This is a genomic window from Kibdelosporangium aridum, assembly GCF_900176515.1.
In the GTDB taxonomy this organism is placed as follows: Bacteria; Actinomycetota; Actinomycetes; order Mycobacteriales; family Pseudonocardiaceae; genus Kibdelosporangium; species Kibdelosporangium aridum.
The window spans coordinates 560,495-576,851 of the sequence record NZ_FWXV01000004.1 but is presented as its reverse complement, the minus strand read 5'-3'; the positions used below and the strand labels follow the sequence as shown (position 1 = coordinate 576,851).

The 16,357-nt window shown below is 65.6% G+C and carries 21 protein-coding genes; 4 read left to right on the top strand and 17 right to left on the bottom strand.

Features of this window, described 5'->3' with window-relative positions; all coding sequences use genetic code 11:
• Positions 1–102: 102 nt before the first annotated feature.
• From B9C43_RS26535 to B9C43_RS26500, 8 genes are all read right to left on the bottom strand, one after another.
• Positions 103–537, bottom strand: coding sequence for a type II toxin-antitoxin system VapC family toxin (locus tag B9C43_RS26535; protein WP_084429726.1), 435 nt, complete (start codon positions 535–537; stop codon positions 103–105).
• Positions 534–863 carry a hypothetical protein gene (locus tag B9C43_RS26530; RefSeq protein WP_084429725.1) on the bottom strand — a complete coding sequence of 110 codons (330 nt, stop codon included), beginning with the start codon at positions 861–863 and terminating at the stop codon, positions 534–536. The genes B9C43_RS26535 and B9C43_RS26530 overlap by 4 nt, the downstream gene beginning before the upstream one ends.
• Before the next feature lie 48 nt (positions 864–911).
• Complete coding sequence (locus B9C43_RS26525) at positions 912–2,093, bottom strand: ABC transporter ATP-binding protein (protein ID WP_084429724.1); 1,182 nt, start codon at positions 2,091–2,093, stop codon at positions 912–914.
• A gap of 2 nt (positions 2,094–2,095) precedes the next feature.
• Positions 2,096–2,938, bottom strand: a complete 843-nt coding sequence (locus B9C43_RS26520; protein ID WP_033389597.1) for a carbohydrate ABC transporter permease — start codon at positions 2,936–2,938, stop codon at positions 2,096–2,098.
• Entirely contained in the window at positions 2,938–3,873 is a 936-nt protein-coding gene (locus B9C43_RS26515; protein WP_033389596.1) for a carbohydrate ABC transporter permease, read from the bottom strand. The genes B9C43_RS26520 and B9C43_RS26515 overlap by 1 nt, the downstream gene beginning before the upstream one ends.
• The gene (locus B9C43_RS26510; protein ID WP_033389594.1) at positions 3,870–5,186 is read right to left on the bottom strand and encodes an ABC transporter substrate-binding protein; all 1,317 of its coding nucleotides are present in this window, start codon (positions 5,184–5,186) and stop codon (positions 3,870–3,872) included. Before B9C43_RS26510 ends, B9C43_RS26515 begins: the two co-directional genes overlap by 4 nt.
• 190 nt (positions 5,187–5,376) lie before the next feature.
• The gene (locus tag B9C43_RS26505) at positions 5,377–5,910 is read right to left on the bottom strand and encodes a YflT domain-containing protein (RefSeq protein ID WP_084429723.1); all 534 of its coding nucleotides are present in this window, start codon (positions 5,908–5,910) and stop codon (positions 5,377–5,379) included.
• Positions 5,911–5,955: 45 nt separating this feature from the next.
• Entirely contained in the window at positions 5,956–6,414 is a 459-nt protein-coding gene (locus tag B9C43_RS26500; protein WP_033389585.1) for a winged helix-turn-helix transcriptional regulator, read from the bottom strand.
• Between the two features lie 90 nt (positions 6,415–6,504).
• On the opposite strand from B9C43_RS26500, the gene B9C43_RS26495 reads away from it, so the two are divergent.
• The gene (locus B9C43_RS26495; protein ID WP_033389582.1) at positions 6,505–7,161 is read left to right on the top strand and encodes a DUF899 domain-containing protein; all 657 of its coding nucleotides are present in this window, start codon (positions 6,505–6,507) and stop codon (positions 7,159–7,161) included.
• Here B9C43_RS26495 and B9C43_RS26490 read toward each other — a convergent pair.
• The 6 genes from B9C43_RS26490 to B9C43_RS26470 all read right to left on the bottom strand — a co-directional run bounded on the left by B9C43_RS26490 (position 7,158) and on the right by B9C43_RS26470 (position 10,590).
• Positions 7,158–7,559, bottom strand: a complete 402-nt coding sequence (locus B9C43_RS26490; RefSeq protein ID WP_084429722.1) for a hypothetical protein — start codon at positions 7,557–7,559, stop codon at positions 7,158–7,160. The genes B9C43_RS26495 and B9C43_RS26490 overlap by 4 nt on opposite strands.
• A gap of 61 nt (positions 7,560–7,620) precedes the next feature.
• Positions 7,621–8,817 (bottom strand): acyl-CoA dehydrogenase family protein, encoded by a 1,197-nt coding sequence (locus tag B9C43_RS26485; RefSeq protein WP_033389578.1) that lies wholly within the window; start codon positions 8,815–8,817, stop codon positions 7,621–7,623.
• Positions 8,818–8,894: 77 nt separating this feature from the next.
• The gene (locus B9C43_RS56875; RefSeq protein WP_160096707.1) at positions 8,895–9,047 is read right to left on the bottom strand and encodes a hypothetical protein; all 153 of its coding nucleotides are present in this window, start codon (positions 9,045–9,047) and stop codon (positions 8,895–8,897) included.
• A gap of 89 nt (positions 9,048–9,136) precedes the next feature.
• Positions 9,137–9,919 (bottom strand): slipin family protein, encoded by a 783-nt coding sequence (locus tag B9C43_RS26480; RefSeq protein ID WP_084429864.1) that lies wholly within the window; start codon positions 9,917–9,919, stop codon positions 9,137–9,139.
• Positions 9,920–9,998: 79 nt separating this feature from the next.
• The gene (locus B9C43_RS26475) at positions 9,999–10,304 is read right to left on the bottom strand and encodes a hypothetical protein (RefSeq protein WP_084429721.1); all 306 of its coding nucleotides are present in this window, start codon (positions 10,302–10,304) and stop codon (positions 9,999–10,001) included.
• A gap of 1 nt (position 10,305) precedes the next feature.
• Positions 10,306–10,590: a hypothetical protein gene (locus B9C43_RS26470; protein WP_084429720.1), complete on the bottom strand. Its 285-nt coding sequence runs from the start codon at positions 10,588–10,590 to the stop codon at positions 10,306–10,308.
• A 61-nt stretch (positions 10,591–10,651) separates the two neighbouring features.
• Here B9C43_RS26470 and B9C43_RS26465 point away from each other — a divergent pair, with 61 nt between their 5' ends.
• Together B9C43_RS26465 and B9C43_RS26460 are read left to right on the top strand one after the other, a co-directional pair.
• Positions 10,652–11,920, top strand: a complete 1,269-nt coding sequence (locus B9C43_RS26465; protein ID WP_033389572.1) for a magnesium transporter MgtE N-terminal domain-containing protein — start codon at positions 10,652–10,654, stop codon at positions 11,918–11,920.
• Positions 11,913–12,443, top strand: coding sequence for a DUF1003 domain-containing protein (locus B9C43_RS26460; protein WP_084429719.1), 531 nt, complete (start codon positions 11,913–11,915; stop codon positions 12,441–12,443). Before B9C43_RS26465 ends, B9C43_RS26460 begins: the two co-directional genes overlap by 8 nt.
• Here B9C43_RS26460 and B9C43_RS26455 read toward each other — a convergent pair.
• Positions 12,434–12,853 carry a MarR family winged helix-turn-helix transcriptional regulator gene (locus tag B9C43_RS26455; RefSeq protein WP_051896984.1) on the bottom strand — a complete coding sequence of 140 codons (420 nt, stop codon included), beginning with the start codon at positions 12,851–12,853 and terminating at the stop codon, positions 12,434–12,436. The two genes, B9C43_RS26460 and B9C43_RS26455, sit on opposite strands and share 10 nt — an antisense overlap.
• Positions 12,854–12,983: 130 nt before the next feature.
• Here B9C43_RS26455 and B9C43_RS26450 point away from each other — a divergent pair, with 130 nt between their 5' ends.
• Entirely contained in the window at positions 12,984–14,117 is a 1,134-nt protein-coding gene (locus B9C43_RS26450) for an Mrp/NBP35 family ATP-binding protein (protein WP_084429718.1), read from the top strand.
• A 217-nt stretch (positions 14,118–14,334) separates the two neighbouring features.
• Here the strand turns inward: B9C43_RS26450 and tatB are convergent, their stop codons facing one another.
• Both tatB and B9C43_RS26440 read right to left on the bottom strand, forming a co-directional pair.
• Positions 14,335–14,727, bottom strand: a complete 393-nt coding sequence (gene tatB / locus B9C43_RS26445; protein ID WP_033389567.1) for a Sec-independent protein translocase protein TatB — start codon at positions 14,725–14,727, stop codon at positions 14,335–14,337.
• A gap of 37 nt (positions 14,728–14,764) precedes the next feature.
• Complete coding sequence (locus B9C43_RS26440) at positions 14,765–16,270, bottom strand: S1C family serine protease (protein WP_084429717.1); 1,506 nt, start codon at positions 16,268–16,270, stop codon at positions 14,765–14,767.
• Between the last annotated feature and the right edge of the window lie 87 nt (positions 16,271–16,357).

Genomic DNA, 16,357 nt, shown 5'->3' with positions numbered 1-16,357 from the left:
GAACACACCATGCCGCAAAGGTCGACACGCCATGCCGGAACGGTGGACACGCGGTGCTGGAGCGGGAATTTCAGGGGGCTGGACAGGTGGACACGGCGGGGGTCAGGCCGGGATGAGGGTGAACCCTTCCGCCGCCGCGGCCTCACGCAAACGCTTGTCCCACACCGCGAACTCAGTGATCTCGGGATCCCCCTCTGCCGCAAGCTTGGCCGAAGCAAGCTGAATCGCGTCGAAAGCCCTCAGCTCGTGACGGCGGGTCAGACGAGCCGCCGCTTCGAGGACCACAGGCGTCACTCCCAGCACGACGAATGGAGCCTTGTCCTCGGTGTCGTAGTAGTCATTCTCGAACAGGGACACCAGCACTGCGGCTTCCCTATTGCTGAGTTGCCCCATTCGCTGCTTACGCCAGAATGCCGACGGCACCTCCACCCGCGCGAGGTGTGAGATCACCAGAACCGGAATCTGCCGGACCAGGTTCTGCCCTTCCTCTTTGGCGTAGCGCTTCACCAGAGCAGATGAATCCGCGAAGACGCTCACTCACCGCGTCCTTCGCTCACGATGTCGGACAGGCTGGTCCCCCTGCCCGCCGCCTCCATGGCCTTCTCGATCTCTTCCTGGGACGGGTCGCCCAGGGCGTGGTCATGCACGTCCTCATCCACATAAACGCGCATAGGCGTGACCACAAGGTCCATTCGGCCAAGCCGCTCCCGGATTCGGGCAGCCTCGTCGCTCACCAAGTCCGGGTTCGTCGCAGCCTCCATCACCAGGCTGATGAAGTCGTTCATGCTGCGCCGCTGGGCCGCTGCTGCCCGACGGACACGGTTCACTAATTCGTCGTCGGCTCGCCAGCTCACCTGCGCCATGCTTGCATGCTAGCACAATGCCAGCATGCAAGCATGGATTGCGGGTTTTCAGCCAGCGTAGGTGAGGTTCTTGCCGTTCGACGGGTCGAAGAGCTGCACCTTGTCCGTGTCGAACCAGATGTCCAGCGACTCGCCCTGCCGGGCCTCGGACGCCGCCGAAAGCCTGGTCACGACCTGCGAGCCGCTGTCAGGCACATCGGAGGTCCCCGAGTCCGCGGCGAGCTCCTCCAGTTCCTGCGACGTCGCCTGGTCGCCCTCGATGGTGAAGTACGCGTACTTGTCCGACCCCATCGACTCGAGCACGTCGACCGACGCGACAAACGTCGCACCGGTGCCCTTGGCCGTGTCGTCGAGCAGACGCGCGTCTTCGAAGTGCTCCGGCCGGATGCCGAGGATCACCTCCCGGGGTGCGCCTGCGGCCTCGACCAACGAGCGGATCCTGTCGGTCAGCGCGAACTTGCCCAGTGGCGAGTTGACCTCGTTGTCGGCCAGGGTCGCGGGCAGGAAGTTCATCGACGGCGAACCGATGAAGCCTGCCACGAACAGGTTCGCCGGCTGTTCGTAGAGGAACTGCGGCGAACCGATCTGCTGCACGATCCCGCCGCGCAGCACCACGACCCGGTCGCCGAGGGTCATCGCCTCGGTCTGGTCGTGGGTCACGTACACCGTCGTCGTCCCGAGCTGCTTCTGCAGTTTGGACAACGAGGTCCGCATCTGCACACGCAACTTCGCGTCCAAGTTGGACAGTGGCTCGTCCATCAGGAACGCCTTGGGGCTACGGACGATCGCCCGGCCCATCGCGACACGCTGCCGCTGACCACCGGACAGGTTGCCCGGCTTGCGGTCTAGGTGCTGCGTCAGGTCCAGCGTGCGGGCGGCCTCTTCGACCTTCTCACGGACGATCTTGTCGTCCACTTTGGCCAGTCGCAGCGGGAACGCCATGTTCTCCCGCACCGACATGTGCGGATACAAAGCGTACGACTGGAACACCATCGCGATGTCCCGGTCCTTCGGCGCTTTCTCGTTCACCCGCTTGCCGTCGATGCGCAGTTCACCGTCGGAGATGTCCTCAAGGCCTGCGATCATGTTCAGCGTCGTGGACTTCCCACAGCCGGACGGGCCGACCAGGATGATGAACTCGCCGTCAGCGATCGTGAAGTCCGCTTCGGACACCGCAAGGGCACCATCCGGGTACCGCTTGGTCACCTTGTCAAGCACGATTTCAGCCATGATCAACCCTTTACGGCACCGGAGGTCAGCCCCGCGACGATACGGCGCTGGAAGAACAACACGAACAGGATGATCGGGATGGTGATCACGACGGCCGCCGCGGACACCGTCCCGGTCGGGTCCTCGAAGTACGAGGCGCCGGTGAAGAACTGCAGTGCCGCGGGCACCGTCCTGGACGCGTTCGTCGACGTCAACGAGATCGCGAAGAGGAAGTCGTTCCAGCAGAAGATGAACACCAGGATGGCTGTGGTGAACACGCCAGGCGCGGCCAGCGGTGCGATCACCTTGCGGAAGGCCTGGCCGGGTGTGGCACCGTCCATCTTGGCCGCTTTCTCCAACTCCCATGGGATCTCACGGAAGAACGCCGAGAGCGTGTAGATCGACAGTGGCAGCGCGAACGTGATGTACGGCAGGATCAGGCCTGGCCACGTGTCGAACAAGCCCAGCGCCCGCTCCATCTCGAACAGCGGGGACACCAGCGACACCTGCGGGAACATCGCGATCAGCAGCGAAACACCGACCAGTGCGCGCTTTCCGGGGAAATCCAGGCGCGCGATGGCGTACGCGGCCATCGTGCCGAGGATCACCGCGATCACCGTGGCGATCACCGCGATGCCGATCGAGTTCACCAGTGCCCGCAGGAAGTCCGTGGTCTGGAAGATGTCGATGTAGTTCTGGAACGTCCACTCGGTCGGGATCAGGCTCCGGTCGGTGAGCGTCTCCTTGGTCTTGAACGACAGCGACAGGATCCACAGCACCGGTACCAGTGCGTAGACCACCACGACGACGTCGATCACGGTCCACCTGAACACCCGTCCCGGTGTCCGGGTTCCGATCATGGCCATCAGCGCTTACCTCCCGGGTCGGAGCCTGGTGCGGCCGTGCCGAACACCTTGATGAAGAGGAACGCGATGATCGCGACCGTGATGAAGATGAGTACCGACATGGTCGACCCGATACCCAGGTTCAAGCCCTTGATCAGGTTGTTGTACGTCTGGATCGACACCGACGACGTGCCCGGGGTGAGCACGAAGAGGTTGTCGAAGATGCGGAACGCGTCGAGCGTGCGGAACAGCAGCGCCACCAGGATCGCCGGTTTCATCACCGGCACGATCACCTTGGTGAACCGCTGCCACGGCCCGGCGCCGTCCATCGCCGCCGCCTTGAGCAGGTCGTCGGGCACCAGCGCCAGACCTGCCATCAGCAGCAACGCCATGAACGGCGTCGTCTTCCACACCTCGGCCGCCACGACGATGAAGAACGCGGGCACCTGGTCGGTCAGCAGCGACGCGTTCGGCGCCACCAGATCGCTCAGATAGCCCGTGGTGTCCTGCCAGGCGAACTTCCATGAGAAGGCCGCGACCACGGTGACAATGCCGTACGGGATCAGCGAGACCGTACGAACCAAACCTCGACCGACGATCGTGCGGTGCATGATCAGGGCGAGGCACATGCCGAGAACCAGCTCGATGATCACCGACACGACCGTGATCAGCATGGTCAGCCCGAACGCGGTCCACCAGTAGTTGCTGCCCAGCACGGTGATGTAGTTGTCCAGGAAGACGAACTCGCTCTGGTTGGGGAATCTCAGGTCGTAGCGCTGCATGGACAACCAGATCGAGTAGATGATCGGCCACGCGGTGACCGCGACCATCACCAGCGCGGCGGGCGCGCACAGCAGCCAGCCGAGTTTGCGTTCGGCGCGCTTTCCTTCCGACAGTTCGGGTTTCGGCTTCTTGCCGGTCTTCGCGGGTGCGGGTTTGACCGCTGTCTCGGTCACGGCAGGACCCCCTTCGACTCGAGCGCGTCCTGCAGCTCACGACGCAGGCGATTGGCAGTCGCCGGTGGATCGATGGCCGACGGCGGGGAAAGGATCGTCGAGATCACGGTCGAGGCGTTCTGGTACGCCGGAGTGAGCGGCCGCGACTCGGACTCCTGCAGCGACTGCACGATCGCGTCCTTCATCGGGTACGCCTGATCCATCGTCGGGTTCGCTTTGGGATCAGCCGGTTTCGACCGATCGACCGGTGTCGTGTCGCTGTAGACCGACCGGATGGTCGGCGGCAGCGACTCCTCGATGGCCTGGAACTTCTGGTTCTCCGCGTTGCGCAGGCACAGCGCGGCCTCGAAGGACTCCTGCGGGTGCCGGGAGTACGCGCTGACCGCGAGGTTGAAGCCACCGATCGTCGGCTTGGACGGCTGGCCCGGGTTCACGCCCGGGTACTGCGCCCATTTCAGGTTCTTGAAGCGGTCAGGTGCGTCCGACTGGATGCTGGCGTAGACGAACGGCCAGTTGATCTGGAACGCGGCCTGGCTGTTGGGCTGTTGGAAGCCCAGCTGTACCTGTTGTTCCTTCGCCGCGTTCAGGTCCGACGCGGTGACGCCCGCGGTCGCGAGGCGCTTGAGGATCTCAAGGCCCTTGACCGCACCCTGGTCCATCACCACGCTCTTGCCGTCCTCGGACAGGATGTGCCCGCCCGCGGAGTTGACGATGGTGTTGTAGTTGACCACCAGGCCCTCGTACTCGGCCGCTGTCAACAGGATCTGGTAGGGCTTGCCCTCCGCCTTGAGCCGCTCGGACGCCGCGATCATCTCGTCGAACGTCTTCGGCGGCGTCGGGGTGAGCGACTGGTCGTACCAAAGCAGTTGTACGTTGGTGTTCTTCGTGGCCGCGTAGAGCTTTCCGTTCCACTGCGCGGTGCTCAGTGGTCCGGGGAAGACATCGCGTTCGGCTTCCGCCTTGTTCTGGCCCGTCCACTCGAGAATCCACCCGGCTTCGGCGAACTCGGCGACCCAGACAACGTCGAGACCGAGAATGTCCATTTCGGAATCGTTCGCCGCGAGCCTGCGGACCATCTGCTCACGCTGCCCATCGCCCTCCCGTGGCAGCTTGTTGTAGACGATGGTGTACCGGCCGTTTGCCTGTTCGTTGCACTTCGCGACTACCTTGTCGAAGACCTCTTCGGGTGAGTAGTAGACGTTGATCGTCGTACCCGAATCAGATCCGCAAGCGGTGACCAGCGGAACGGCGAGTAGTGCCGCCCCGACGGCTCCGACAAGGCGCCTTCGCGACGTGCGACTGGCGCTGCGCATGAACCCTGCCTCCTCGTCCTGCGAGGAAACCGGGCATGCCCCTCACCGCGCGCCCGGCACCTCGGTGTGCCCCCGAACGCGGATGTGCCCAACCTCACCTGTAACGCGCTCGGGCCCACTGAACTTAGGCGGGTTGATCACCCCTCGCAAGCGAATGGCCCGTGTCTGCAGAAACGATTACGTCAAGGTATTACGGGGTACCACCCGATGGGCGCATTGACAGCTTGGCCAGCAAGTCACGACCACGCTCGGCGTTCCGCGGCTGGCAAAGCACGTCATAGCGGCCGGCGACCAGTTGGCTCGCCGAGGCGAAGTCCCGCCGCCCGCGTGTCGACATGTAGCTGACCGCGGCGAACGTCAGCCCGAACAACACACCGGCGACAACGCCGACGAGGACCGGGACGAGCGACATGCCCTGGCTGGAGAAGTACGCCAGCAGGATGCCGACGAACAGGCCGAACCACGCACCGGACAACGCGCCGGTACCCAGCACCTTGCCCCACGTGAGCCTGCCGACGATCCGCTCGACCAACATCAGGTCGACGCCGACGATAGTCACTTCGGTGACCGGGAAGTCCTCGCTGGCCAAGTGCTCGACCGCCCGTTGGGCGCCCTCATACGTCTCGTAGGAGCCGATCGGCCAGCCTGACGGCGGCGTCGGCAACCGTGGCAGGCCCGGATTGGGCCGCCCCGTCCCAGAAAAACCACCGGCCACGGTGTTCACCTCTCCACGCTGCACAGCTGTGGTTCCATCCTGCCAAGCCGGACATCAAGACGCGAACCCGGCTGCTCCGGGGCCGGGCAGAACGTCGACGTCCGAGGCGTGCATGGGCTTGGCGCACACCGAGCAAACCGGCTCGACATGGCTGATCTCGCCGCACGCGTGGTGCCGGTAGAGCACGGGCGGACCGGCCTCGCCAGCGGTCCACCGATCGCCCCAGCGGACCATGACGAGCAGCAGATCGGCCAGTTCGGTGCCCTTGGTGGTGAGCACGTACTCGTACCGGCCGGTCGAGTATTCGCGCCGGTCGAGGACCTCGTTGGCGACCAGCCACTTGAGCCGTTCGGTGAGCACCTTGCGGGAGATGCCGAGGTCCTGCTGGATCTGGTCGAACCGGTTGATGCCGACGTAGACGTCCCGCAGGATCAGCGGCGACCACGGCTCACCGATGACGTCGAGGGTCCGCGCGATCGAACACGCCATGTCCCCGAACTGAGTGCGCTGCATGCAGCGAGTTTAGCCGTACGGGTTCCCTTAGGGAACTCATCGTGCTAGCTTGAGTTCCCTCAAGGAACTTCACACGGAAGGGAGCGCACGATGAACCGTCCGCCAGTGGTATCGGCCGCCGAATGGCAAGCAGCCCGGGATGCCTTGCTGGTCAAGGAAAAGGAGATCACACGGGCAACGGACGCGCTGGCCGCCGAGCGGCGTAGGCTGCCGATGGTCCAGCTGTCCACGGATTACTCGTTCACCGCGCCGGACGGGTCAGCCGCCAGCCTGGTCGACCTGTTCGACGGCAAACAGCAGCTGGTCGTGTACCACTTCATGCTGCAGCCAGGGTCTTCGCACATCTGCGACGGATGCGCCTCGTTCACCGACAACCTCGCGCAGGACCAGACCCACCTCAACGCCCGGGACACCCGGCTGGCACTGATGTCACCGGCGCCGCAGTCACAGATCGCCGGCGTGCGGTCCCGGTTCGGCTGGACACTGCCTTGGTATTCGGCCTACGGCAACACTTTCTACGACGATCTCGGTCTCGGCGGCGGCTTCGGGCTCAGCGTGTTCCTCTTGGACCATGGCGAGGTCTTCCGGACGTACTACACGTCCGGGCGCGGAGTCGACCGGTTGCGCACGGACCACAACCTGCTCGACCTGACCCCGTACGGGCGCAAGGAGGAGTGGGAGGACTCCCCGGAAGGCTGGCCGCAGGAGCCGACGTGGACCCGGCTGCGGCTGCGCGACGAATACTAGCCGGAAATCTTGACGGTGCCGTCCTTCTCGCCGGTCACGGTGGCGTCGCCGGTGAACTCGCCTTCCGCGAGCAGCCGCCCGACCGTGCCAACCAGACGCTCGACGTCGTCACCGTTCCAGAACACGAGGATGTTGCCTTCGGTGTCGAAGACGTACTCGCCGCTGTCCAGCGGCTGACCGATCCTGCCCTCGACCCATTCCCGGGTGTGCGGGCCGAGGAAGATCTGCACCCGATCCCAGTCACCCGGCACCAAGTCCTTGAGCCGCACGGTCCGCGCGTTGTCGCGCACTTCGTCAAGACGGTCGGCGAACTGCTTGTCGTACTGCACCGGCACGGGGTCCGAGCTGCATCCGGTCAGCGCGAAGACGAGCGCCAGGACGACACCGAGCGTTCTCATACTCCAGAGATATCAGGCCGGGCGGCGTACTCCGAACTTCATGCACGCCGCCCTCGGAATATCAGCTGCGGGACTTGTACTCGCGCAACAGGCCACGGCTGATGATGGTCTTCTGGATCTCGCTCGTGCCTTCGCCGATCAGCAGGAACGGGGCCTCCCGCATCAGGCGCTCGATCTCGTACTCCTTGGAGTAGCCGTAGCCGCCGTGGATCCGGAACGCGTCCTGCGTCACTTCCGCGCAGTACTCGGATGCGATCAGTTTGGCCATGCCGGCTTCGACGTCGTTGCGCGCGCCGGAGTCCTTGAGGCGCGCCGCATTCACCATCATCAGGTGGGCGGCTTCGACCTTCGTGGCCATCTCGGCGAGCTTGAAGGCGATCGCTTGGTGTTCCGCGATCGCCTTGCCGAAAGTCTTGCGCTGCTGTGCGTATTCGATCGCGAGCTCGAACGCGCGGATCGCGATGCCGCACGCCCGCGCCGCGACGTTCACCCGGCCGACCTCGACGCCGTCCATCATCTGCGCGAAGCCCTTGCCCGGCGCCTCGCCGAGCACGCGGCTGGCCGGGATCTGGTAGCCGGAAAACACCGCTTCCGTTGTGTCCACGCCCTTGTAGCCCATTTTGTCGATCTTGCCGGGGATCGTCAGGCCCGGCGCGACCTCACCGAAGCCGGTCGGCTTCTCGACCAGGAACGCGGTCAGGTTCTGGTGCGCTTTCGGCGCTCCCTCGTCGGTTTTGGCCAGCAGGGCGATCAATGTGGACGTTCCACCGTTGGTCAGCCACATCTTCTGGCCGTCGATCGTGTACGAGTCGCCGTCCTTCTTGGCCTTGGTCTTGATCGCCGCGACGTCCGAGCCGAGGTCCGGTTCGGACATCGAGAACGCCCCGCGCACCTCGCCGGTCGCCATCCGGGGCAGGAAGTACTGCTTCTGCTCGTCGGTGCCGTGCTGCTTGATCATGTGCGCGACGATGAAGTGGGTGTTGATCACGCCCGACACGCTCATCCAGCCGCGCGCGATCTCCTCGACGACCAAGGCGTAGGTCAGCAGGGACTCGCCCAGGCCGCCGTACTCCTCCGGGATGGTCAGGCCGAAGAGGCCCATTTCCTTCATGCCCTCGACGATGTCGCTCGGGTACTCGTCACCGTGTTCGAGGGCCTGCGCGTGCGGGATGACCTCCTTGTCCACGAATCCGCGGACCGTCGCCAGGATCTCGCTCTGGATGTCGGTCAGTCCGGCGGTCTGGGCAAGGCGAGCCATGATCTGCTCCCGTAACGTCGGTGTCAGTTACTCAGCAGTATCGCGCCTGTCCGGGGTCGTGCGGTGTGAAGCGGCTCTCAGCTGGCGATATCCAGCTGCTGGCCGCAGTGGCGGCAGCCCGCGGCGAAAACGTGCACGTCACGCTGGCAACCAGGGCAGGTCCGCATGCTGCGCTGCAGCAGGTCGTCCTCCTGCCGCTTGCGGAAGATCCGAAAACGTCTAGAACTCATGCCGACAAGCGTTAACCCGGTGATCGGCTCCGAGCAAATTGATCACACATTTTGTGGCTGTGCTCATAGCAACCGAATACAGCGAGTAATTAGTCGGTTTTCTCCTGTGATTGTCCTGTGACCTTCGCCGCGTTTTCCAGGAATCTGAGTAACTCGACCGGGAACGGCAGGACGAGCGTCGAATTTTTCTCGGCCGCTACTTCTACGACGGTTTCAAGCAGTCTGAGTTGCAGTGCGGCCGGTGTGTTTGCCATCACAGCGGCGGCTTCGGACAACTTCTGAGATGCCTGAAACTCGCCATCTGCGGCAATAACCCTCGCCCTGCGCTCCCGTTCCGCTTCGGCCTGCCGGGACATCGAGCGCTTCATGGATTCGGGCAGAGCGACATCTTTGATCTCAACCCGGTCGATGTGGATTCCCCATTCCAGCGCCGGGCTGTCGATCATCACCTCGAGGCCCTGGTTGAGCCGCTCACGGTTGGCCAGCAGGTCGTCGAGCTCGCTTTTGCCGATGATCGACCGCAGTGAGGTCTGCGCGACCTGGCCGACGGCGTACCGGTAATCCTCGACGCCGATCACGGCCTGGACCGGGTCGATGACTTTGAAATACACCACCGCGTCCACTTTGACCGTCACGTTGTCGCGCGTGATGCCTTCCTGTGCGGGCACCGGCATCGCGACGATCTGCATGTTGACTTTCCGCATCCGGTCGGCGATCGGCAGCATCATCGTCAGTCCCGGCTCGCGGGGCTGGCGGTGCACTTTGCCCCAGCGCAGCACCAGACCCCGCTCGTATTGGTTCACCACGCGGGCCGAGAGCCCGACCCACACGCCACCGAGTGCGACGACCCCGGTGAGAATTTCGATGAGCATCGGCACCACCACCCATCTGGTAAGGCCGATGCTACGCCGATTCCCTTACACCGGCTGGTGATCCGGGCGTTCCCCTTTCTTACGGAGTCTCGGGTTTCGCGACAACCACCCGGAAATGGGACGTCTCGTCCTTGGCGCCGCGCACCTGGACCGTCCACAGGTCTTCGCCGGTCCGGAAAATCCGGCGGCTGCGGCCCTTCCCGGGGTGCTGGGGTTCATAGCCCTTGGCCAAGTTCGCGGCTTCCGCCAGCGCGTCAGCTCGACTGCCGAACGACTTGATACGCGTCAGCTCCCACCGGAGGTAACTGCTGTGGCCGACGGTCTCCTCGATCAGGACACACCACCGGTCGAGCGGTACGCGCCTGGTCTCCTCTTCGGGCTCCACATCACACCTGCTTCCCCACCGAGACACGGAAGTGATACTCGCGCGTCGCACCCGGCACCCACACGATCCAGGAGTCCTCGCCCACCTGGTAGGCGTCCCGTCCCTTCGCGAACGTCGGATGCTGCGGCTGGTACTCGCGCACCGCCTGCTCCGCTGCGGCGAGCGCCTCGTCCCTCGTGTCGAACTTGCTGATCTCCGAAACACCCCACCGCTGGCTCTCACCACGGCCGACCGTCTCCTCGATCAGGACACACCACTTGGTGACCGGATCTTGTACGCGTTCCATGCCCACCTAGACGTGCGGGGCGCACCAGGCGTTACCGGCAGCGGCCCACTAGCCTGATCACGTGGCCGCCACAAACCGGGTTTTCGCGGGTCAGCTCGCCGGTCTCGCGGTGTTCGGGCCGGATGGCGAGCGGATCGGCCGGGTCCGAGACATCGTCGCCGGGCTGCGCGCCGACCGCCTGCCGCCGAGGGTCCTCGGCGTCGTCGTCGAACTCGCGACCCGACGACGCATCTTCGTACCTATGTTGCGGGTGACGTCGATCGAGGCGAACGCCGTGACGTTGTCCACCGGCTCGGTCAACCTCCGCCATTTCCACCAGCGCCCTAACGAGGTTCTGGTCGTCGGGCAGCTGCTGGACGCACACGTCACGATCGAAGCGTCCGATGCGAAGGCGGTCGTCGAGGACATCGGGATGGAACCGACGCGCACGCGCGACTGGGTCCTCGGACGCGTCGCGATCCGTCAGCGGATCGGCCGGTTCGGCAGGCGCGGCCCGGTCCGGATCGTGAAGTGGGAAGACGTGCGTGGCCCCGGAGTCCTCGACCTGGCCGCGCAACCTCAAGGCGCGCAACAACTTCTGAGCATCTTCGAGGGCATGCGCGCGGCCGACGTCGCCGCCGCGCTGCGCGACCTGCCGCCCAAACGGCGTTACGAGATCGCCGACGAGCTGGACGACGAGCGCCTCGCGGACGTGATCGAGGAACTGCCCGAGGACGACCAGAAGGATCTGCTGTCACACCTCGACGAGGAACGCGCCGCCGACATCCTCGAGACGATGGACCCCGACGACGCCGCCGACCTGCTGGCCGAGCTGTCCGAACTGGACAAGAACCGGCTGCTGGAGCTGATGGAGCCGGAGGAATCCGAGTCGGTCAAGCGGTTGCTCGAGTACTCCTCGGACACCGCCGGTGGTCTGATGACGCCGGAGCCGATCGTGCTGGCCCCGGACGCGACCATCGCGGAAGCGCTCGCGCGGGTGCGCAATCCCGACCTGACGCCGGCCTTGGCCAGCATGGTGTTCGTGACCCGGCCGCCATCCGCGACACCGACCGGCCGGTACCTGGGCTGCGTGCACATGCAGCGCCTGCTGCGGGAACCGCCGTCGGAGCTGGTCGCGGGCGTGCTGGACACCGAGCTGGCCAAACTGCCACCGACGGCGTCGCTCGCCGAGGTGACCAGGTATTTTGCCGCGTACAACCTGGTCTGCGCGCCCGTGGTGGACGAGACCGAGCACCTGCTTGGCGCGGTGACCGTCGATGACGTGCTTGACCACCTGCTGCCGGAAGGCTGGCGGGAGAACGGGTTGTGGGAGGCCACCACCGATGCCTGAGCTGCTGCCCCGCCGCAGGCTCGACCAGCCCGGCAGGCCGCGCCTGCTGCGGTTCGAGATCGACCCGGAGGCGTTCGGCCGGTTCTCCGAACGGCTGGCCCGGTTCCTCGGCACCGGGAAGTTCCTGTTCTGGCAGACCCTAGTGGTGATCATCTGGATCACGCTGAACCTGACGGCCGCGTCGCTGGAATGGGACCCGTACCCGTTCATCCTGCTCAACCTGGCGTTCTCCACGCAGGCCGCTTACGCGGCGCCGTTGATCCTGCTCGCGCAGAACCGCCAGGACGACCGTGACCGCATCTCACTTGAGGAAGACCGCAAACGCGCGGCCCAAACGAAGGCCGACACCGAATATCTGGCCCGCGAGCTCGCCGCGTTGCGAATCGCCGTCGGCGAAGTCGCGACACGGGACTACCTACGCAGCGAATTGGACCGTCTGCGCCAGGACCTCAACGCCAAACCGCGTCGCCGCGCGTCCGCGGACAGCATCAAGGACAACCCGTCTTGGCGGGATCAGGGCTGAGCGTCGGCGACACGCTGCGACAAGTCGCCTATGGTGTGCAGCTCTTGCTCGTCGAGCAGCTCCACGAAATGCCGCAAGATGCCTGCGAGATGCGTCCGAGACGCAACCCCTAACCTGGCCGCGCCCGCGGGCGTCAACCGCGCGACCACGCCACGGCCATCACCGTCGACGCGTTCACGCACGACAAGACCGGCCCGTTCCAACCGGTCCACCAGACGGGTGACACCTGAGCGGGACAGCAAAACGGCCTCGGCCAGCTCCGCCATCCGCAGGCACTGGTCCGGTGCCTCGGCCAGTTCGGCAAGCACGTCGTAGGCACCGAGGGAAAGGCGTTGCTCGGCGAGCAATTCGGCCTCAAGACATCGAGTGACCTTGGCATGCGCGCGCAGAAATGAACGCCACGCGTCCATTTCGCTTCGGGTGGGCAACCGGGTTGCACCTAACTCCGGCACAACCTGATGTTACGGAACGCGCGCAAGTGGATGCGCAGTGCCCTACTTCATAAGGGCGAGCATGGGCTTTAGCTCTACTCGCCGTAGCATGAGAAAGGTGATACCCACTGTCGAAGCGGTCCGTAAGGCGCTCGCAGGCGTGCAGGACCCTGAGATCCACCGCCCGATCACGGACCTCGGCATGGTCAAGGACGTCACGGTGCACCCGGACGGCATTGTCGACGTCGGCGTGTACCTGACCGTGGCCGGTTGCCCGCTGCGCGACAAGATCACCCGCGACGTGACCGCCGCCGTGTCCGCGCTCGATGGCGTGAGCGACGTGCGAGTCGAGCTGGACGTCATGAACGACGAACAGCGCACCGCGATGCGTAAGTCGCTGCGCGGCGACGAACCGAAGATCCCCTTCGCCGAACCAGGCTCCATGACCCGCGTGTACTGCGTGGCATCGGGCAAGGGCGGCGTAGGAAAGTCGAGCGTGACGGTGAACCTGGCCGTCGCGATGGCCGAACGCGGCCTGTCGGTCGGCGTGGTCGACGCCGACATCTACGGCCACTCGGTGCCCAGGATGCTGGGTGCGACCGGCAAGCCGACCAAGGTCGAGCAGATGATCATGCCGCCGCAGGCCAACGGCGTGAAGGTGATCTCGATCGGTATGTTCACCCCCGGTAACACCCCGGTGGTGTGGCGTGGTCCGATGCTGCACCGGGCGCTGCAGCAGTTCCTTGCCGACGTGTTCTGGGGCGACCTGGACATCCTGCTGCTCGACCTGCCGCCGGGCACAGGTGACATCGCGATCTCGGTGGCGCAGCTGATCCCGAACGCGGAAATCCTGGTGGTGACGACCCCGCAGCAGGCAGCGGCGGAAGTGGCCGAGCGCGCGGGCGCGATCGCACTGCAGACCCGTCAGCGGATCGCGGGCGTGATCGAGAACATGTCCTGGCTCCAGATGCCCGACGGCTCCCGGATGGACATCTTCGGCGAAGGCGGCGGGCAAACGGTGTCCGACTCGCTGTCGCGGGCCGTCGGCTCCGAGGTGCCACTGCTCGGCCAGGTCCCACTGGACCCACGGCTGCGTGAAGGCGGAGACGCGGGCACACCGCTGGTCAAGCTGGACCCGGAGGCCCCGGCCTCCATCGTGCTGAAGGACATCGCGAAGAGGCTGACCGTCCGAGCCCGCGGCCTGGCCGGCCGCATGCTGTCGGTCTCCCCAGCAGGTCGCTGACTGCACAACCCACCACGAACCGCTGTAGCCCTGCGGCTGCAGCGGTTTTTCGTGTCCAACGACACCCCCCAGAAAAGGACATCCCCCGCCACTCCCGGGGGACGGCCCCTGGCCAGTCTATCGAGGATATGGGCTGGTCAAGAGGGTTATTGGCCGGTTGTGGACAACCGGATTTGCCGATGGTGCCTTCGCTTCGATCAAACCCGGGGCCCCGCGCTCAGGTCGCGTCTGGGTCGAAAGGTGGCTTCTCGCCAGGGCTCAGCGGCGGGGGCGTTGAGCTCGCCGGTGGTGTGGAAGCCGGTGGCGGCGGTGTGTAGCCGTTGGGCTTGGTGCCGTTGGCGGGTTCGTCGCTGAACAGGTGCTGGGTGACCATGCGCTTGGGGTCGAAGCTGCGGAGCTCACGCAGGTTCTCCAGCGGCTTGCGCAGTTCGTCGAACTCCGGGCCCATTTCGTTGCGCAGCTGGTCGCGGGCGCCTGTGGCGAACTCGCGAACCTTGCGGATGCTCTTGCCGATCCAGGCCGCCGCCGACGGCAGGCGTTCCGGACCGAGGATGAACAGCCCAGCCAACAACAGGACGAGGATCTCCGCCCACCCGATGCTGTCGAACATGCCGCAACCTCCACCAAGTCAGGTTCAGCTTACCGACTCAGTCGGACTGCAGGACGACGTCGATTGTCAGCTCTCTGCCGTCTCGCACCAGCACCACCGGAACCTTCGCCCCGATTTCATGTGCTCGTACGGCCACGGTCAGCTCAGCCGAGTTTCGGACGATCCGGTCGCCGACCTTCGTGATGATGTCGCCCTCGCGGATGCCTGCCTTCTGCGCGGCGCTGTTCTCCGCGACGTTCGCCGCGCGTGCTCCCTGTGAGCTGCCCGCGCTGACGTCGGTCACCGCGTTGATGCCGATCTCCGCGTGCTTGACCTGGCCGTCGCGGATCAGCGCTTGGACGATCTTGCGCGCGTCGTTGGCCGGGATGGCGAAGCCAAGGCCGATCGAGCCTTTGTCCTCCGTCGCCAGGATCGACGAGTTGATACCGACCACCGCACCGGTCGCGTCGACCAGCGGACCGCCGGAGTTGCCTGGGTTGATGGACGCGTCGGTCTGGATCGCGTCGTAGGCCACGGGCGGGTCGCCGCCGTCGCCGGGCAGCAGGCGGGGGCGGTGCACCGCGCTGACGATGCCTTCGGTGAACGTGTGGGACAGGCCGAGCGGCGAGCCGACGGCGATCACTGTGTCGCCGACCGCGACCGCGTCGGAGTTGGCGAACTGCAGCACGGTGGGGTTGTTGACCTGCACCTTGATCACCGCGAGGTCCGTCTTCGGGTCGCGGCCGACCAGTTTCGCGTCGACCCTGCTGCCGTCGGGGAACACCGCCGTCATCTTCGCCGACGCTTCCCTGGCCGCGGTCTGGATCACGTGGTTGTTCGTGACGATGTAGCCCTGGCCGTCGATCACGGCACCTGACCCGGTCTCACCGCTGTTGGCACCGATGACCTCGATGGTCACCACCGCGGGAGCGACGCGCTTGGCGATGTCGGCGATCGAGCCGGGCGGGCGCTCCACACCTGGCTGGACCTCGGCCAAAGTCACATCGCTGGTCAACGAGTCACCGGCGCGCGCGATGACCCAGCCGACCACGCCACCCGCGCCGCCGATCACGAGCACGACCACGGCGAGGATGATCAGCGCACTGGTCTTCACGCGCCGCCCGAACAACAGCTCGGGCACGCTGAGCAGCTGCCCGGTGTCCTTCGCGGCCTTGGCCTTCGTCTCCGGCTCGGGTTTGTCGAGCGCGGGCGGGCCGATCATGGCGCCCGCACCCGGGTCACGCCACGGGTCGGCTTCCTTCGTCGACCACAGCGGCGCGTCGACCGGCGCGTCGCCGTTCTGGTCGACGGGCGGACGTTGCAGCACCACATCGGGGTTCTCCGGCGGACGGCTGAACGCCTCGGTCAGCGCGGCCGCGGGCGGCGGCGCCGCGCGCAGCGCCGGATCCGGGTGGCTGCCGTTCCGGTTGGCGAAAGCGCTGTCCACGCCGGGTGGCCTGCCGAACACGGCCGCCTGAGCGGGGTCGACCGACGGCCTGCGCAGCGGGCGCGGGCCGAGCCGGTCAGGCTCAGGCGTCGGGTTTTGCTCAGGGTGCTGGCTCATCAGCGCTCAGCCTGCCTGTCAGGTGGTGAAAGCCCAGTAAGGACCCGGAATGCCGCGAAGCCCCCGTTGTCATAACGAGGGCTTCGT

What these genes read in the sequence shown, in the direction of transcription:
- B9C43_RS26530 (WP_084429725.1), bottom strand. Translation starts at nt 863, where the DNA reads ATGGCGCAGGTGAGCTGGCGAGCCGACGACGAATTAGTGAACCGTGTC.
- B9C43_RS26480 (WP_084429864.1), bottom strand. Translation starts at nt 9,919, where the DNA reads ATGCTCATCGAAATTCTCACCGGGGTCGTCGCACTCGGTGGCGTGTGG.
- B9C43_RS26450 (WP_084429718.1), top strand. Translation starts at nt 12,984, where the DNA reads ATGAGAAAGGTGATACCCACTGTCGAAGCGGTCCGTAAGGCGCTCGCA.
- B9C43_RS26460 (WP_084429719.1), top strand. Translation starts at nt 11,913, where the DNA reads ATGCCTGAGCTGCTGCCCCGCCGCAGGCTCGACCAGCCCGGCAGGCCG.
- B9C43_RS26455 (WP_051896984.1), bottom strand. Translation starts at nt 12,853, where the DNA reads ATGGACGCGTGGCGTTCATTTCTGCGCGCGCATGCCAAGGTCACTCGA.
- B9C43_RS26525 (WP_084429724.1), bottom strand. Translation starts at nt 2,093, where the DNA reads ATGGCTGAAATCGTGCTTGACAAGGTGACCAAGCGGTACCCGGATGGT.
- B9C43_RS26500 (WP_033389585.1), bottom strand. Translation starts at nt 6,414, where the DNA reads ATGCAGCGCACTCAGTTCGGGGACATGGCGTGTTCGATCGCGCGGACC.
- B9C43_RS56875 (WP_160096707.1), bottom strand. Translation starts at nt 9,047, where the DNA reads ATGAGTTCTAGACGTTTTCGGATCTTCCGCAAGCGGCAGGAGGACGAC.
- B9C43_RS26485 (WP_033389578.1), bottom strand. Translation starts at nt 8,817, where the DNA reads ATGGCTCGCCTTGCCCAGACCGCCGGACTGACCGACATCCAGAGCGAG.
- B9C43_RS26440 (WP_084429717.1), bottom strand. Translation starts at nt 16,270, where the DNA reads ATGAGCCAGCACCCTGAGCAAAACCCGACGCCTGAGCCTGACCGGCTC.
- B9C43_RS26520 (WP_033389597.1), bottom strand. Translation starts at nt 2,938, where the DNA reads ATGGCCATGATCGGAACCCGGACACCGGGACGGGTGTTCAGGTGGACC.
- B9C43_RS26490 (WP_084429722.1), bottom strand. Translation starts at nt 7,559, where the DNA reads ATGAGAACGCTCGGTGTCGTCCTGGCGCTCGTCTTCGCGCTGACCGGA.
- B9C43_RS26510 (WP_033389594.1), bottom strand. Translation starts at nt 5,186, where the DNA reads ATGCGCAGCGCCAGTCGCACGTCGCGAAGGCGCCTTGTCGGAGCCGTC.
- tatB (WP_033389567.1), bottom strand. Translation starts at nt 14,727, where the DNA reads ATGTTCGACAGCATCGGGTGGGCGGAGATCCTCGTCCTGTTGTTGGCT.
- B9C43_RS26470 (WP_084429720.1), bottom strand. Translation starts at nt 10,590, where the DNA reads ATGGAACGCGTACAAGATCCGGTCACCAAGTGGTGTGTCCTGATCGAG.
- B9C43_RS26495 (WP_033389582.1), top strand. Translation starts at nt 6,505, where the DNA reads ATGAACCGTCCGCCAGTGGTATCGGCCGCCGAATGGCAAGCAGCCCGG.